This window comes from Dolichospermum sp. LEGE 00246, from assembly GCF_015207865.1.
In the GTDB taxonomy this organism is placed as follows: domain Bacteria; phylum Cyanobacteriota; class Cyanobacteriia; order Cyanobacteriales; family Nostocaceae; genus Dolichospermum; species Dolichospermum heterosporum.
This window is the reverse complement of sequence record NZ_JADEWA010000078.1, coordinates 1-16,045: the sequence shown is the minus strand read 5'-3', so window position 1 is coordinate 16,045 and position 16,045 is coordinate 1. Positions and strand designations below refer to the sequence as shown.

Here is a 16,045-nt window from a genome sequence, read left to right as displayed (position 1 = left end):
ATTTATAATATCCAGATCCCATATCCAGATCCCCGACTTCTTAAAGAAGTCGGGGATCTTTTTGTTCAATAAAGAGATAAATTCTTAATTAGCAAGTTTTGACCTATTTTCTATATATTTATTCCTAGCAACAAATACTTATTGGTGTACAGTAAGAGTTCAAGAAAACAAATTCTCTATTCCTTTTTTTCACAAATCACAATTATAAATATATGATTTACGATAACCGCACTGAAGTAAGAAGAGTTCTAATCATTACACTATTACTAAACATATTTGTGATGGGGTTAAAAGCCCTGGTAGGCTATTGGACAGGTTCTTTAAGCTTACTGGCTGATGCCTTACATAGTGTGACAGATAGTGCTAATAATGTCTTAGGATTAGTGGCTATTAAGTTTTCTTCACCGTTGCCAGATCGGGAGCATCCCTACGGACATAATAAGTTTGAAGCAGTGGGGGCTTTGGGTATTGCTGCATTTTTAGGAATAGCCTGTTTTGAAATTGTCCAAGGTGCAGTAGAAAGGATTCTCAAAGGTGGTGAACCTGTGAGAGTATCACCTCCAGAATTGTGGTTATTATTAATTGTTTTAGGAGTAAATATTTTTGTCGCTTTTTATGAACGGAATGTGGGAAAAAGGGTAGGTAGTTCGATTCTAATCGCTGATGCTACCCATACTATGAGCGATGTTTGGGTGACAATTTCGGTTATTGGTGGTTTGATTGGTGTGTGGCTGGGTTATCAATGGTTAGATGTGGTACTAGCTTTCCCGGTGGCTCTATTGGTATTTTGGAGTGGTTGGTCAGTCTTAACTGAAAATTTACCTTGGTTGGTGGATCAAATGGCGATCGCCCCAGAAACCATTCATGCGATCGCCGTTTCCGTCCCCGGTGTCCTCAACTGTCATGATATCGCTTCTCGTGGTGTCATTGGTCGTCAAGTTTTTATAGAAATGCACCTCATTGTAGATGCACCAGATGTAGAGACAGCCCACAACATCACGGAAGAAGTCGAAAAACAACTAGAACAACGTTTTCATCCTGTGAGGATTCTCATTCATGTTGAACCACCTGCATATCAGTCTGAGAGCATAACTTTTGAATCAGAACAAACATAAAGACAATAATTCAGGAGTCAGAATATTTTTTACATCAGGGATAGGGAGTAGGGATATAGCATTTCCTGATCATACTGAGTATATTATAGCATCGTCCTGGGAAGAATATTGTGGGTTTTATTTTTCCAACCTGACTGCATACCACTGTAAATATTTTCCTGGACCTAAATCTAAATTACAACTAGTATCCAGTAAATATTGTGCTTGTTGGCTGATTGAATTAAATTTTTGCAAATCCAGTGGTAAATCCTCCTGTGAGATTTGCGATAGGGTTGTTTCCAGCTTGAGTAGTAATTCAGCTACGGTGAGAAATTGTTCTGGTTGATTTGTCTCTAAAACAACAAAATCATCCTGTTGATACATTAATTGATTTGGCATTTTTGGTAATTGGTGATTGGTAATTGGTAATTGGTAATTGGTAATTGGTAATTGGTAATTGGTAATTGGTAATAATTTCTTATTCTGTTCCCTGTTCCCTGTCACCTGTCACCTGTCACCTGTCACCTGTTCCCTGTTCCCTGTTCCCTAATTCACGATGGATATACTGGCATTGTAAAATGAAACCATGCACCACCGTGGGGAGATGAATCTACCCAAATTTGACCGTAATGGGCGCGGATAATGCGTTGACATAAACAAAGACCAATTCCATATCCATCTGTGCCTCGATCGCGCTGGAGACGGAAAAGATTCTCAAAAATGCGATCGCGGTTTTCTTCGGGAATCCCTGGTCCTGTGTCACCAACACTAAATTGAACTTTTTGGGTAGTCCGATGTAATCCGGCTACAGTGATAATACCACCAATAGGTGTATATTTGATAGCGTTATCTAAAAGATTAACTAGGACTTGCCGAATGCGTTCAGGATCAGCATATACATAGGGTAAATCTTGGGGAATATCTGTTTCTACCGTTTGGGATTTAGCTGTGTAGCGATCGCTCAATTCCTCTAATACTTGTAAACACAATTCCCCCAATTGTAACTTTTGTGGTACGATTGGCAATTCTATATCCTCACCTCGCCCGACCTGTAACAAATCAGCAATCATCCGATCAATGATCCGTGTTTGTGTCCGGGCTTGTTTTAATAAATGTATAGCCAGTCCTGGTTTCAGGCGGAGAAATTCCCCCGTATCTGGATTGTAATTAGATTGAAGAGTTTCAATAGCGATCGCCGCCGCCGTCAGAGGATTGCGAAGATCATGGGCTAAAATGGCAATCACTCGGTCTTTAAACAGTAGCTGTTCTTGCAGTCTCTCTTTTTCCTGCTTCAGACGAAAAATTTCATCCCCTAGTTGAATTGCCTCCGCCGAAGTAGCAACAGAATGAATGGTAGACTTAGGCGCAATCACCTGACTCTTCTCATCCAAACATTCCTGGGAATCTTCCTGTAATTTCAAAAAAGTGGTGACAGCGGTTTGCCAACGCGGCCAGCAAATTTTTAATTGCGGAATAATATTAGTACCAGCAATAGTTTGTTGAGGTTCGGGATGAATTTTAACCAAAGCAGGAGTTGCTACTAACTTAAAATGTTCCGCTAAATAGGGTTGTTCGCCAACATCAATAATTTGTAGTTCAAAACTATACCCAGCCTCTAATTCTTTTAAGTAAGCACGAATTCGCTGTACTTGTTGACGGGACTGAGGTCGCCCATCAATAAACAGCAGTAGTTGGAGTGGAGCCTCAGAATAAATAGGCTGATCCTGGGAAACTTGCATGACATCTTGTTTCAGCACTGGTAACAACCTGGGGACGCTTTACAGACGGTGAAATGAACTGACGTTGCTTAATGGCCGTTGTTTTTCTAATTTAATATCTATTTTAGATTCTTCCTACTGCAATCCGATCTATATTTTTGGGTGGAAGCGGATTTTTTTCGGAATTTTGCTGCCATTTGCTCTTACTTCTACAGCTACTAGGCTTCTAGTCAGGAATTGTTGAACCTATCGTCACCTCCTTTAGCAATTATTTACAGAACCCAAAAAATAGCCCTAGTAGAAGTTAAGAGTCCCTTAATGTAGGCCTTTGCCATGTATTCTGTAACTCATTCAAGTGCATACCAACCTATAGCTAATTATGTAACACCGATGCAACTTGCGATCGCTTCCCCAATAGAAGCATTAAATCATCCCTAAGCCGTCCATCAATTCCTGTAAACAGCCGAAGAGTTGCCTTATTCCCAGCTTACCACTTCAAACCATTGGCGAAAACTTTCTATCAATTCCTCAAAACCTATAACCGCCACTATTGGCGTTACCAATCAATATTCTATTAACCAAGAAAGGTATAAATTTAGACTATAGCATAACTTACGCAACTTACACATTGGTAGGGGCGTAGGGCCTGCGCCCTCAATTCGATTGTATCAAGCGCGACAACTGCTATATACGTCCTTGAAAATAAAAACGATATAAATTACAAAGACATTGCACATCATTTCCTTTAAATTCAATTAAACCCAAACTGCGTAATTTTAAAGCTTGAGTAGAATCTATTCTCATAGGAAGATCACTATTAATTATAGATGTGTAAAGGTTTAAGCTAAAAACGCATCTCTTCTTCCAGTGAGAGAAAAAATAAACCAAAAACAGTCGGTTTTAACCGACTTTAACTTTAAGACAGGGAATTTACTCCCTGGCTGACTACCCAACCTCAAAAATGCTACTGTAGAAGGTGAAAATCAATTTGTGATTTCTTTGTGTTTTCCCGTAACTACCCCGCTGTATTCCTGAGTTTTGCTGTTTTACTATCCTTAACAGCCTGTGTTAACAGTCAATCTGCTAAAAACCTAGAACAATCATTAGCGGCTGACCCTCAGTTGCAAAATAATCCTGTTCCCTTTGGCAAACCTCAGAGTCAGCAAACAACACCAAACCCCAACACATCAACAATTAAATTACCGGCTGATTTTCCCCCAGATATCCCCATTTATCCCAACGCCAAACTAGAGGAAATTACACCAGCCAATTCTGAAAATAAAATATCAATTCGGTGGCAAAGTGCAGATCCTAGTAATTTAATTACCAGCTTTTACCGCCAGCAATTTCAGGCTAAAAACTGGCAAATTGTCCAACAGCCTCAAGATGATGTAGATGGGACTTTTTCCGCCAAACGCAATGATTTACTCATCAATGTCACAATTAAACCACAAACTGTTACTAAAGCTGAACCCAATCAACCGCAAACAGCCACTAAATTATTAATTGAATATTCATCTAATTCTCAAGTTACAGCTACTAAACCAGTTACCCCTTCAGATAATCCAGAATTTATCGGTCCAGTATTACCCAAAACTGATAATACTAACGTAGTCACCCAACCAACCCTACAGCCAACCACCCAACCGGAAACCTTAACAACTCAGGAATTTACTGATATTCAAAAAGCACCCCCAGAATGGCGCTCTCATATTCAAGATTTAGCTACATTAGGTGTTTTATCTATCGAACCAAAAACCAACGAATTTCTCCCTGATAAAATTATCACCCGTCGGGAATATGCCCGCTGGTTAGTTGCAGCTAATAATGCCATGTATGCGAATAATCCAGCCAAACAAATTCGGTTAGCATCCTCCAGCACTCAACCAGCTTTTAGGGATATATTAACCAAAGATCCCGATTTTCCAGTCATTCAAGGATTAGCCGAAGCTGGTTTAATTCCCAGTGCTTTATCTGGAGATGCCACAGCCGTTTTATTTCGTCCTGATGCACCCTTGACACGAGAACAATTAATCCTCTGGAAAGTTCCTTTAGATACTCGCCAAGCCTTACCCGCTGCTAATTTAGAAGCCGTTAAACAAACTTGGGGTTTTCAAGATGCAGGTAGTATTGAACCGAAAGCATTAAAAGCAATTTTGGCTGATTTCCAAAACGCCGAACAATCAAATATTCGCCGAGTTTTTGGCTACACAACCCTATTTCAACCCAAAAAACCTGTAACTCGTGCTGAAGCCAGTTCAGCTTTATGGTATTTCGGTACTCAAGGTGAGGGAATATCTGCAACGGAAGCTTTAAAGCTGAAAAGGTGAGTTTTATTTGATTTTGAGTAAACATCTGACAGGCACAATAGCCTGTCATTTTTTACCGATTTCTAATTCTTGACTTTACTTTTACGGTGTAGGTATAGGTGTAGCTGTAGCCGTTGGTGTAGGTGTAGCTGTAGCCGTTGGTTTAACTGTTGGTTTAACTGTTGGTTTAGCCGTTGGTTTAATTGTTGGTTTAACTGTTGGTTTAACTGTTGGTGTAACTGTTGGTTTAGCTGTTGGTGTAACTGTTGGTTCGGGTTTAGTTACTGGTTTGGTAATGATAGTTTTAACTTCTTCATTTATTTTTTGACGAAGTTGTAAATCAGCAATCCCAGTTTCTGAGAGTTGATGTTTTTTCTGGTATTCCTTTACCAACTCTTCTAACTGGGGACTGTAGAATTGATCACGAGGAAGTAGAGTTTTTGGTTTAAGTACAGTATTCAAATTAGCTTGCAAAATTTGCACAATCATAGCAGCTTGATCTTGGGTTTGGGGACCTGCTTTCCCATCCACCTTTAACTTGTAGCCTGTTTGAAATTCAGTGATAGCCTTTTTAGTTTCCTCATCAGTCAGAGGATCTTTTGTAACCTTAACGTTATAACCCAATCCACGTAATACTGATCGGAATTCATCGGGCTTATAGTTGCGCTGACGAGCGGCAAAAGTCATATCTGAGGACACAACACTTGCTGCCACAATACAGGTTAAAGCTATAGTTACTCTAGACTTGTTTAAACCACACCACATCATAAAAACTCCTTGGGATTAAATCCTTGATACTAAGACACTAGCAGGTAATTCTGAAGTTTTTTTAACCTATGGCTTAACAATTAGTTATTAATTCTGATTAATTCGACTCTAATTGATTATTAATGAATATAACAAAAATTAGTTTTCGCCATCTGCCTAATATCTCCGAATTGATAAAAATACGCACTATTACTGATATATGCAGATACGCCAAGGTATTAATGATATTAATTGCATCACTAAATAAGTATGCACTGAAGGGTAATAATTTCGGGTGTTGCTGAGTAAAAGTATGATTTTATTATGCCTACGGCACGCTGCGCGAACACGCAGAGGCGCAGAGAGTAAGAGTTTGAGAAATGGAATTTTCGACTTTCATCCCCCAATTCACCAAGGCCTAATAAGTAATTGGACAAAAATATTTACAGTCATTGCGAGCGAAGGGAAGCAATCACAACCCTTGGAATTGCTTCGTTTCATATGGCTAACGCAACGCAACGCAACGCTTACGCGGTGACATTGTGTAATTAATTCTGTCTTACTACTTGGTAGAAGACTCCTAACTCCTGATTTCTGCTATAACATTCATGACACTGGTTTTCAACCTGATGCTACTGTATTTCGTAAACCTGCAATTTACTATAACTAGAAATCATGAGCAAATTAAAAATTTCCCAACACAAAAACCTATGGTTTGAAAGAATAATGGCAATTACAGCCACTGTCAATTTAGGATTAGTTTTCTTTGATTTAAGTTATGTACCTTGGAGAGATTTTTACTTCCGTCAAATTCCTGTAATAACTCGATTATACGATCCAATCAAAGGTATCGAACCTCATCGTGAGACAAAACAATATCTAGAGGCAGTAGATGGATTAGAAAAACAGGTAATTCAAACAGGGTTAAACTCTCCTCAAGTCAAAACAAAGTTGGAGGAACTTCACTTTCTTAGCAAAGAGATGATTGATAGTAATCCTTTTGCGGGTGCAGGTAAGAGTGGAACGCTGGAAAAAATCAAAAACCGGATGCGGGAACACATCGGACAAAAATCTGCAAAAGGTGCATTTAATACTTTTTGGAGTCAGGAGTATTTATCTAAACATGGTTGGAATCAGGAAATAGCTTTTTTTAACCAAAAAATTCGCCCTGGAATTGCTAAAAACTATTATCGAAAAATTGGTGATAATGGGGAATTTTTAGATAAATTCTGGATAATTGATTTACCATTTGTAGTTCTATTTGCCACAGAATTACTAGGACGTACTTTCTTAATAAAACGTAGATATAGCCATTTAAGTTGGTTGGAAGCAATTCTTTGGCGTTGGTATGATATATTCTTAATAATACCCATTTGGCGATATTTACGAATCATCCCAGTTACCATCAGACTTGATCAAGCAAAGTTAATTAATTTTTATGTAGTTAGACGGCAAATTCATCAAGGTATTCTTGCTAATTTTGCCGAAGAAATTACAGAAATTGTCGTAGTTCAAGTAATTAACCAGGTTCAAGGTTCAATTAAACGAGGTGAAATTACCCGTTGGCTACTAGAATCAGATCATCTGCGTTCTTATATAGATATTAATAATATCAACGAAGTCGAAGCAATTACTGGATTGTTAATTAAAACTCTGGTTAATCAGGTGTTACCTAAAATTCAACCAGAAGTAAATGCAATTTTGTGCCATAGCATCGCCATTGCTTGTCAACAATTACCAGGATATAGTAATATCCTCCTGTTACCAGGATTAGGTAAAGCTCAAACACAAATTAGTGAACAACTAGCCACGCAAATCACTAATAATATCTATGCTGCTTTATCTAGTACCATCAAAGATCCTGTCGCGGCAAAACTTTCTACTCAGCTAATAGAAAAATTCACAGCTTCATTTAGTTCAGAAATACAGCAAAAACAAGTTTTAGTGGAAATTCAAAGTTTACTAAATGACTTTTTAGAAGAAGTTAAAATTAACTATATTCAACGTCTATCTCAAGAAGATATAGATAAAATTTTGGAAGAAACTAGAAAAATGCGGACGGAGTCATCCAGTAGTTTATCTATTCGCAAATAAAAAATGGCTCTACCATTCCCTTTATGTAAAACAATATTTATTGTAGGTTGGGTTGACGCAAGGAAACCCAACAACTCTTACTATCTTACCGCCAATGTTGGGTTTCACTTCGTTCAACCCAACCTACAAAAATTAAATTAATATTCTTTTCCATAAGGGGAGCGGTAGAATCTAAAAAATTAGCCAATAGATAGATGAAAATTAGGAGGATTTTTTGTCAGGATGGGATTTATAGGAGTCCTATAGTTATACTTGTGATTCATTAAAACCATGAATAAAATCATAAATACCGATATTAATCAGATTGATATCAGGTTACTTCTAGAAGAGATAAATCCCGGACAAGCAGAAACTTTATGCGGTGGTTATTGTCAATCATCACAGGATGATCAAGATACGTACATGAATGATATTGCTGAGATTATCAATAATGCCAAAAAACAAGTTGAAGGTGTAGATAATAAACGCAGTAATCAGAAGATTAATACCATAAGTAATTCCAAAAAAACCTACCTAAATGGGGTAGAAATACCCCGTAAGGGAAAAACCGCAGCTATATCCTTGTGAAATCCAAGTTAACCTGAGTTCGGTGTTAGGAGTTCGGAGTTATGATTTTTTCAACGAGATCATAAGGGTTTGAGACTCATACTTGGGGCGAGTTTTCCACAAATTATCTTATGTCGAACTCAGGTCAAGTTAGCTAAATCATTAACTTTCTGAAGAATGAATAAACTTTCATCTCCTCCACGACCAATTCTTAAAGTTTCATCTAAGTAGGTAATATCAAGAGTCGCAATTATCCCTTGAGGATTATTAGCTGCTACAACTTTAAATGGATTTAATTTAGGGGTGTTAATACCTACTATTTTTTCAATGGCTAAGTAACGTTTATCAAAATTAACATTGATGCGTTTATCTGCTAAACCTGATGGATCTATAGCAGGTTGAAAACTAGCTGTTACTTTCACATATCCTGATATGATTTTCAGAGGATGTTGCACTTGCGCTATATTAAAAAATAGTTTATCGGCAATATTAATTACTTGATAAACTTTACCTATTTGTAATCCCAATGGTAGAGAGTCTAAAGAACGGATTTCTCTGGCTGTGGAATATTGTAATTGCCAAACACCTTCTAATAAAGCTGTAGCATGAATGAGAGGTTGAGGGTGAGGATTGAGACTTTCTAATTCGGCTGTTAATTGTTCAATTTCTGCGACTAAAGTTTGATCAAGCTTTAAATTAGTAATAGGAGAACCATCACTTTTAGCTTGATTTCTCTTGATTGTTGCTTGTAATTTCTCTTTCAAAATTTGATTATTCATAAGATTAATTTTTTTGATATGTAGTTAGAAAGACCCCAACCCCCTCCCCTGACAGGTGTAGGTTTTTTACATTCTGGTGAGGGCAAGACTTGGGCGACAAGGTGGACAAGATGACAAGGGAGGAAAACCCTACAGGATTATGTTTTTTGGCAACAATAACACACCGTTAAAAGACTATTGTGCGGATAAAATCTTCCTTGTCTACGTTCCCTCCAAGTCTTCCCAGTCTTGCCTTCACAGACAATATTAAAAACCTACCCTTGTGAGAACCCCCTCCCCGCAAGCGAGGAGGGGACTATGATGTATTTTTTCAAGTAAATAACCTGGCAGTTGATGACAACTACCAGGCTTTTGATTAATCAAAAATTATGTTATGGAAAAATTAAAGAATACCCCAGAAGTGGAGAAAGCCTTTACCAGAAAATAGTTCAATCAAAGCTGCTGCTGAAAACCCAATCATTGCTAAACGGCCATTCCAGATTTCTGCTTCAGATGTAAAACCCCAGCGCCAACCGTTGCGATCTGTAGCTACAGGTGTGTTAGCTGCTTTTGTTGCGTTACCCATGATCAGCACTCCAATTAGGATTTACTAAGTTTTATTGACTTATGTAAATAAATATAACATTTTTTTGCAAAAAAAACAATATTTATTTATATTTTTTTTTGCAACTATGTGTGCATCAGTTGCAAGCATCAGGATTTTTTAACATCGTGAAATCAGCAATGGTGGTCGATGAGGAATGAACACTTTCTTGGTGTTTTCTCAAATATTTTGATATAATCTTAACCAGTAGGTGTAACTCAATTAAATGCTGAAAAGCAGCCTATCGAAAAAGTTCAAAATTATCTCCAAAAGTCCCTAGGGCATAGGGCTTTAAAGCTCACTTAATGTCCTCCTAGAGGAGTCACTGAGAATCCCACACCCATCTATTCGCGCAAGCGTGCCGCAAGGCATAAGGGAGTGTGTGGAGTATGTCACACAACGTGATCTGGTTCTAAGGCGCAGGGATAAGCTGAGTCGCCTGTTTCTACCTGAATAGTAGAGTGTTTGATCCCAAAATGGTGTTCGAGTTCCTGGGAAACTTCCCATAAGAAAGCATCACCAGGATAACCTTCTGACATGACTAAATGAACTGTGAGTGCGGTTTCCGTTGTACTCATAGCCCAGATATGAAGATCGTGGATTTTCGACACTCCAGGACATTCAATTAAGTAATTTTTCACGGCACGGGGTTCAATTCCTGCTGGTACGCCATCAAGTGCTAAATTTATAGAGTCTCTGAGTAAATGCCACGTGCCGACTACGACGACTCCCACAAGCACTAAGCTAAATAAGGGGTCAAGCCATAGCCAATGGGTGAATAAAATCACAATTCCGGCTACCACAACTCCCAATGATACCAGGGCATCAGCAGCCATGTGTAAAAATGCGCCCCGAATGTTTAAGTCGCTTTTACGTCCTGACATAAACATAATTGCAGTAGCGGTATTAATGATAATACCAACTAGGGCAACACCAATAATTGTTCCTCCTGATACTGGTGCGGAATCATGAAAACGACGAATGGCTTCCCAAGCGATCGCCCCCATAGATAAAAGTAAAACTACGGCATTGGCTAAAGCTGCTAGAATTGATGAGGCACGCAATCCATAGGTATAGCGGTGGCTGGGAGGACGACGGGCAAGGGAACTTGCACCCCACGCCAGGAGAAGTCCCAATACATCACTCAGGTTATGACCCGCATCAGCAAACAAAGCTAAGGAATGTGCTAGGTAGCCATAGGTGGCTTCAACGATGACAAATCCTATATTCAATGCAGTGCCAATAGCAAAAGCCCGACTAAATGTTGCTGGGGTGTGATTGTGATTATGGTGTCCATGTTCGTGATGATGATGGTGGTCATGTGTCATGGTGGTGTGGGTGTAAAGGATGGATGTTTTTTCACGCAGAGACGCAAAGGCGCAGAGAGTAAGAGTTTGAGAGATGGAATTTTTGACTTTCTTACCTCAATTCTCCAACGCCGAAAATTCTATGTTAATTCTGATTTTTGAGTTAATATTCAGGGATGTTCATCTTTGCAAATACCTTTTTCTTCTTTTTCCTGACTCCTATAGCCAACCTCGCAGGCTATAAATAAAAGTACCAATATATTCTTTTAATGCACTTGTGAATTGGTCTAAATTATCGGCATCAGGTAATAAATTGAGAATTGCGGCTTTAGGGGTGTTGGTAAGTTCTTGAAGTTCACTTTGACTAACTAGAAAATCTGTGGGTGTGGGAATGACATTCATGCCTTGACGTTGAAAAATTTTCAAGGATCGGGGTGTATGTATCGCCGAGGTGATTAATAATACTTTTTTTATTTGACGAGCTTCGAGGATTTTCCGAACATTGACAGCGTTCTCATGGGTATTGAGGGAATCGGGTTCTTGAATAATTGCTTCAGCCGGAACACCAATAGATGTGAGAATAGTTGCCATATCTGCTGATTCTGGAGAACCACTACCGCGCCAATCAATGCGACCGCCACTGAGGATAATTATAGGGGCTTTTTTCTGAAAATAGAGTTGGGCTGCATAAATTACGCGATCGCCTGCTTCGTTTAAATCTGCCATTACCCTGGGCCAAGTTGGTGATCTGGTTGCACCTCCTAAGACGACAATGGCTTCAGCGTTGGGGATTTGCGGGGCGGGGATGTTTTGCCATTCTAAGCTGCGGACTAAGGATTTGGCGACCCAGGCATTGCTACAAACTAGCAACAAAGCTAAGGATAAGGAAATGGCGATAGTCGCAATGCGGGGATGTTTTCGTAAGGTGATCAAAGCCACTATTAAACTTACACTAGCCAATCCTAACGGGTAAAAAAATAGGGGAATGATTTTAGATAAATATAAAAACATAATTGTTTTATCTAAATAGGGATTGTGGAAAAAGTTATCTGTGATAGCGCAGCGTGACGTAAGTCATGGGCTAGGAGTCAGGAGTCAGGAAGAATAACCTGAAACCCTTGTAGGGACAATTCATGAATTGTCTCTACGATAATTTTCACCAGATGTCTAATAATCTAACAGTATGGGTTTTGGGAATATCAGGATTTCTTAAAATTTAGGGGCAACTTCCTTCTGGTTGCTTTCATCTACACAAAAACAATCACAAGGCTGTCGCCCCTAGATATTATGAGAAAAGTTAATATTTCTCAACTTACAGCAAATGGCAGATTAATGAGGTACAGAATCTAAATTCAAAGTCAGACACCAAGCTAGTTTTACGCCCGACTCCTTCTACATTATTCCGCAGTTACCAATTCAGTGCTACCTTTTGTCCGTTTTCGGGTCATGGCATTATAAACCATGATGCCGATGGCTTTAATCAAATTACCTTCCAACTCTTGGAACATTTTCATGTTCACACCAAAAGCGGCATTTGCTTCTTCGGTAATGCGATCGCCTGTAGAATCATCAATAGGCATAGCATCTAAATTGGCTCGATACTTAGCCTTGAATGCCTTTTCATCGGTAATATCTGCAAACTCATAAAAAGCAGTTCCTTCACCTTCACCCAGCTTCATTGCGGTTTGGGCAATACCTTTGAGGATTTGTCCCCCTGATAAATCACCTAGATAACGGGTATAGGAATGAGCAATTAATAATTCTGGTTCAGTCGCCGAAATTTCCCGAATCCGGTTTACATAAGCCGCACCCGCAGCAGATAATTTGATTTGCTCTCGCCAGTTGTAACCATAGTAGTAATGAAGGTCTTGCTCTAAGGTATGCTTGCGGTTCAGTTCAGGAAAGTAAATTTTGCTTAAAATTGGGTGATGCTTGTGTTTTTCCATTTCCTCTTCCATAGCCGAGTAAATGAAGTAAAAGTTAGCAACCAACTTGCGGTAGGAGTTTTTTTCCACAACTCCCTTTAAAAAACACTTGACAAAACCCACGTTTTCTGCCATAGTGTGTGCTTTCTTTGTTCCTACACGTAATTTGCTTGCTAAATTGCTGCTCATATTAAAATTCTCAACTGTAAAAAAATTAACTGTGGGAGTTTTTTGTCCACAATGATTAAAAAACCCCATTAAAACGTAAGATTAAAACTATTTGATGAGAATTTATATTAAAAATCATTAAGCAATGAGTTCCTTTGGCGTTTTATTAGCGTCAAGGATAATGGAAGAAAGTGCTATTCTCCTGTGTGATTGTGTGGAGTTTTTAAATTTATGGTTTCATCAATGGCTCGAAATCAAGGCTGTATTTCTGAAGTTGAGAATAGTGGGGTGTTTAATTCTATACCACTGCCAACTAATGCTTTATTTGGTACAGATGGCATTCGTGGCAAGGTGGGAGACTTACTGAATGCGCCTTTGGCTTTACAAGTGGGTTTTTGGGCGGGGGTTGTCCTCCATAATTATGCCACTGTTCCCGGTCCAATTATTCTGGGACAAGATTCCAGAAATTCCAGTGATATGTTAGCAATGGCTTTGAGCGCCGGGTTAACTGCTGCTGGTTTGGAAGTGTGGTATTTAGGATTATGTCCTACACCTTGTGTAGCCTATTTGTCCAGCATCACCAATGCCATTGGGGGAATCATGATTTCCGCCAGCCACAATCCTCCTGAAGACAACGGAATTAAAATCTTTGATTCCCAGGGTGGTAAGTTATCTAAAGCCCTACAAGGCGAAATTGAGGCGGGATTACGAGGTCAATTATCCCCCGATTTGAGAATAAATAATTGCGGTAGACATTATTCCCGACCTGAGTTAATCAAAACATATAGCCAGTCTATCCAAACACCTTTAGCATCTGGACTGACTCTCGAAGGCATGAAGATTGTTTTAGATTTAGCTTGGGGTGCGGCTGTGGGTTTAGCACCTGGGGTATTTAGGTCAATGGGTGCGGAGGTCATTTGTTTACATGATCAGGCAGATGGCGATCGCATTAATGTCAATTGCGGTTCTACACATTTAGACATTCTCCAAGCCGCAGTCATAGAACATCAAGCCGATATGGGTTTTGCTTTTGATGGCGATGCAGATCGGGTTTTAGCTGTGGATAATACGGGCAGATCCGTTAATGGTGATTACATTCTTTACCTTTGGGGTCGCCATTTACAACAAAAACAACAACTCCCAGATAATCTGATAGTTTCTACCGTTATGGCTAATTTAGGCTTTGAACGGGCTTGGGAACAAATAGGTGGTAAATTAATTCGTACCGCTGTCGGTGATCAATATGTGCAAGCGGAAATGCAGAAAACTGGGGGAATGTTGGGCGGAGAACAGTCAGGACATATCCTGTGTAGTCATTATGCTATGACTGGAGATGGCTTATTAACAGCTTTGCATATTGCAGCGGTGGTGAAAGAGGCTAATCTCTCCTTGGGAGAAATGGTAGATCAAAGTTTCCAAACCTATCCGCAAATCTTACGGAATGTGCGAGTATTAGATCGGGAACGACGGTTAGGATGGGAAAGTTGTCAACCTGTCCAACAAGCGATCGCTATTGCCGAAGTAGCAATGGGTGATCATGGTAGAATCCTAGTTCGGGCTTCGGGAACAGAACCCGTAATTAGAGTCATGGTAGAAGCCGCAAATGCTGAACTTGTCCACCATTGGACAAATGAATTAGTTGCAAAAGTTGAAGAACACCTGGCTTAAACTTAAAATTTTGTTGCAAACCGCGACAGCCCGATGGGGTAATCGGTCTTTTGTGTCATACTGTCACGGTAGAATATAGATGTTTTCTTAAAATACAGGGAATCTTACATGACTCTTCGTCTTGGTGATACAGTACCTAACTTTACTCAAGCCTCTACTCATGGGGAAATTGACTTTTACACCTGGGCTGGTGATAGCTGGGTGGTACTATTTTCTCATCCTGCTGACTTTACACCAGTTTGCACCACCGAACTAGGAACTGTTGCCAAACTAAAACCAGAATTTGATAAACGCAATGTGAAAGCGATCGCTCTCAGCGTTGATGATGTAGAATCTCACAAGGGCTGGGTGGGTGATATTGAAGAAACCCAAAGCACCACCCTCAATTACCCAATTTTGGCAGATCCAGATCGTAAGGTTTCTGAACTTTATGATATGATTCACCCCAACGCAGCGGCTACTGTCACTGTGCGTTCGGTTTTCGTAATTGACAACAATAAAAAACTCCGTCTGACTTTCACCTATCCTCCCAGCACTGGACGCAACTTTGATGAAATTTTGCGCGTCATTGATTCTCTGCAATTAACTGATAATTACAGTGTTGCTACTCCCGCAGACTGGAAAGATGGTGAAGATGTGGTGATTGTCCCATCTTTGAAAGATCCTGAAGTCCTCAAAGCCAAGTTTCCTAAAGGTTATCAAGAAATTAAACCTTATTTGCGGATGACTCCTCAACCTAACAAGTAGGTTTTCATAACAGTAAATATTTCCTTGTCGGGTGGGTTAGCAAAAATGTAACCCACCATTACTTTTTTGGTCTTACACTCTCGTTGCATTACTTATTTTTTGTTGAAGAGAGGTAATAATTTCAGAAGTTAATTCTGCTTCTGGTTGTGCTACTTCACGTTCAGCTAAAACTGATTTAATTTGACTTTCGGAAGCTTTTCCTAAACCTTGTAACAGTCTTTTAAAGTTTTGATTACTAGCTGTGTTAGTTGTCATAATTTGATATTTGGTTATTTGAAAACTTGATTGCTAATCTATTTATCAGATTAAGTAACTCTAATTCATTTTTTATGTTCTCTTTGCATTCACTTTCATCTATAT

Annotated in this window: 16 protein-coding genes; 6 read left to right on the top strand and 10 right to left on the bottom strand. The window is 39.3% G+C overall.

Translation table 11 applies throughout. The features are described from left to right. Positions 1-212: 212 nt before the first annotated feature. Entirely contained in the window at positions 213-1,115 is a 903-nt protein-coding gene (locus IQ228_RS08170; RefSeq protein WP_193962589.1) for a cation diffusion facilitator family transporter, read from the top strand. Positions 1,116-1,232: 117 nt separating this feature from the next. Here IQ228_RS08170 and IQ228_RS08165 read toward each other — a convergent pair whose 3' ends face one another. The 3 genes from IQ228_RS08165 to IQ228_RS08155 form a co-directional block, all read right to left on the bottom strand. Beyond that, positions 1,233-1,493: a chlororespiratory reduction protein 7 gene (locus IQ228_RS08165; protein ID WP_027402147.1), complete on the bottom strand. Its 261-nt coding sequence runs from the start codon at positions 1,491-1,493 to the stop codon at positions 1,233-1,235. Between the two features lie 152 nt (positions 1,494-1,645). Continuing rightward, complete coding sequence (locus IQ228_RS08160; protein WP_193962588.1) at positions 1,646-2,851, bottom strand: histidine kinase; 1,206 nt, start codon at positions 2,849-2,851, stop codon at positions 1,646-1,648. Positions 2,852-3,496: 645 nt separating this feature from the next. After that, positions 3,497-3,700: an AAA-like domain-containing protein gene (locus IQ228_RS08155; RefSeq protein WP_071992768.1), complete on the bottom strand. Its 204-nt coding sequence runs from the start codon at positions 3,698-3,700 to the stop codon at positions 3,497-3,499. A 113-nt stretch (positions 3,701-3,813) separates the two neighbouring features. Here IQ228_RS08155 and IQ228_RS08150 point away from each other — a divergent pair, with 113 nt between their 5' ends. Next, complete coding sequence (locus IQ228_RS08150; protein ID WP_027402145.1) at positions 3,814-5,142, top strand: S-layer homology domain-containing protein; 1,329 nt, start codon at positions 3,814-3,816, stop codon at positions 5,140-5,142. Between the two features lie 81 nt (positions 5,143-5,223). On the opposite strand, the gene IQ228_RS08145 is transcribed toward IQ228_RS08150, so the two are convergent. After that, positions 5,224-5,886: a peptidoglycan-binding protein gene (locus tag IQ228_RS08145; protein ID WP_027402144.1), complete on the bottom strand. Its 663-nt coding sequence runs from the start codon at positions 5,884-5,886 to the stop codon at positions 5,224-5,226. Between the two features lie 657 nt (positions 5,887-6,543). Between IQ228_RS08145 and IQ228_RS08140 the strand changes: the two genes are divergently transcribed. Further along, positions 6,544-7,962, top strand: a complete 1,419-nt coding sequence (locus IQ228_RS08140) for a hypothetical protein (protein WP_193962587.1) — start codon at positions 6,544-6,546, stop codon at positions 7,960-7,962. 270 nt (positions 7,963-8,232) lie between these two features. Then, positions 8,233-8,529, top strand: a complete 297-nt coding sequence (locus IQ228_RS08135) for a hypothetical protein (protein ID WP_193962586.1) — start codon at positions 8,233-8,235, stop codon at positions 8,527-8,529. Between the two features lie 119 nt (positions 8,530-8,648). Here the strand turns inward: IQ228_RS08135 and IQ228_RS08130 are convergent, their stop codons facing one another. From IQ228_RS08130 to IQ228_RS08110, 5 genes are all read right to left on the bottom strand, one after another. Continuing rightward, positions 8,649-9,287: a PAP/fibrillin family protein gene (locus IQ228_RS08130; RefSeq protein ID WP_193962585.1), complete on the bottom strand. Its 639-nt coding sequence runs from the start codon at positions 9,285-9,287 to the stop codon at positions 8,649-8,651. A 382-nt stretch (positions 9,288-9,669) separates the two neighbouring features. Beyond that, on the bottom strand, positions 9,670-9,852 hold the full coding sequence (locus IQ228_RS08125) for a chlorophyll a/b-binding protein (RefSeq protein ID WP_027402141.1): 183 nt from the start codon (positions 9,850-9,852) through the stop codon (positions 9,670-9,672). A 410-nt stretch (positions 9,853-10,262) separates the two neighbouring features. After that, positions 10,263-11,198: a cation diffusion facilitator family transporter gene (locus IQ228_RS08120; protein WP_193962584.1), complete on the bottom strand. Its 936-nt coding sequence runs from the start codon at positions 11,196-11,198 to the stop codon at positions 10,263-10,265. Positions 11,199-11,396: 198 nt separating this feature from the next. Further along, entirely contained in the window at positions 11,397-12,188 is a 792-nt protein-coding gene (locus IQ228_RS08115; protein ID WP_193962583.1) for a YdcF family protein, read from the bottom strand. 386 nt (positions 12,189-12,574) lie between these two features. Beyond that, positions 12,575-13,291, bottom strand: a complete 717-nt coding sequence (locus tag IQ228_RS08110; RefSeq protein ID WP_027402138.1) for a heme oxygenase (biliverdin-producing) — start codon at positions 13,289-13,291, stop codon at positions 12,575-12,577. A gap of 210 nt (positions 13,292-13,501) precedes the next feature. Here IQ228_RS08110 and glmM point away from each other — a divergent pair, with 210 nt between their 5' ends. Both glmM and IQ228_RS08100 read left to right on the top strand, forming a co-directional pair. After that, positions 13,502-14,938 carry a phosphoglucosamine mutase gene (gene glmM / locus IQ228_RS08105; protein WP_027402137.1) on the top strand — a complete coding sequence of 479 codons (1,437 nt, stop codon included), beginning with the start codon at positions 13,502-13,504 and terminating at the stop codon, positions 14,936-14,938. A gap of 108 nt (positions 14,939-15,046) precedes the next feature. Continuing rightward, positions 15,047-15,685 carry a peroxiredoxin gene (locus tag IQ228_RS08100; RefSeq protein WP_027402136.1) on the top strand — a complete coding sequence of 213 codons (639 nt, stop codon included), beginning with the start codon at positions 15,047-15,049 and terminating at the stop codon, positions 15,683-15,685. 72 nt (positions 15,686-15,757) lie between these two features. Here IQ228_RS08100 and IQ228_RS08095 read toward each other — a convergent pair whose 3' ends face one another. After that, positions 15,758-15,940, bottom strand: a complete 183-nt coding sequence (locus tag IQ228_RS08095; protein WP_051424286.1) for a hypothetical protein — start codon at positions 15,938-15,940, stop codon at positions 15,758-15,760. Positions 15,941-16,045: the final 105 nt, after the last annotated feature.

Bases quoted from the DNA above. Each gene is read 5' to 3' on its own strand.
- IQ228_RS08170 (WP_193962589.1), top strand. From the start codon at position 213: ATGATTTACGATAACCGCACTGAAGTAAGAAGAGTTCTAATCATTACA.
- IQ228_RS08165 (WP_027402147.1), bottom strand. From the start codon at position 1,493: ATGCCAAATCAATTAATGTATCAACAGGATGATTTTGTTGTTTTAGAG.
- IQ228_RS08145 (WP_027402144.1), bottom strand. From the start codon at position 5,886: ATGTGGTGTGGTTTAAACAAGTCTAGAGTAACTATAGCTTTAACCTGT.
- IQ228_RS08140 (WP_193962587.1), top strand. From the start codon at position 6,544: ATGAGCAAATTAAAAATTTCCCAACACAAAAACCTATGGTTTGAAAGA.
- IQ228_RS08135 (WP_193962586.1), top strand. From the start codon at position 8,233: ATGAATAAAATCATAAATACCGATATTAATCAGATTGATATCAGGTTA.
- IQ228_RS08130 (WP_193962585.1), bottom strand. From the start codon at position 9,287: ATGAATAATCAAATTTTGAAAGAGAAATTACAAGCAACAATCAAGAGA.
- IQ228_RS08125 (WP_027402141.1), bottom strand. From the start codon at position 9,852: ATGGGTAACGCAACAAAAGCAGCTAACACACCTGTAGCTACAGATCGC.
- IQ228_RS08120 (WP_193962584.1), bottom strand. From the start codon at position 11,198: ATGACACATGACCACCATCATCATCACGAACATGGACACCATAATCAC.
- IQ228_RS08115 (WP_193962583.1), bottom strand. From the start codon at position 12,188: ATGTTTTTATATTTATCTAAAATCATTCCCCTATTTTTTTACCCGTTA.
- IQ228_RS08110 (WP_027402138.1), bottom strand. From the start codon at position 13,291: ATGAGCAGCAATTTAGCAAGCAAATTACGTGTAGGAACAAAGAAAGCA.
- glmM (WP_027402137.1), top strand. From the start codon at position 13,502: ATGGTTTCATCAATGGCTCGAAATCAAGGCTGTATTTCTGAAGTTGAG.
- IQ228_RS08100 (WP_027402136.1), top strand. From the start codon at position 15,047: ATGACTCTTCGTCTTGGTGATACAGTACCTAACTTTACTCAAGCCTCT.
- IQ228_RS08095 (WP_051424286.1), bottom strand. From the start codon at position 15,940: ATGACAACTAACACAGCTAGTAATCAAAACTTTAAAAGACTGTTACAA.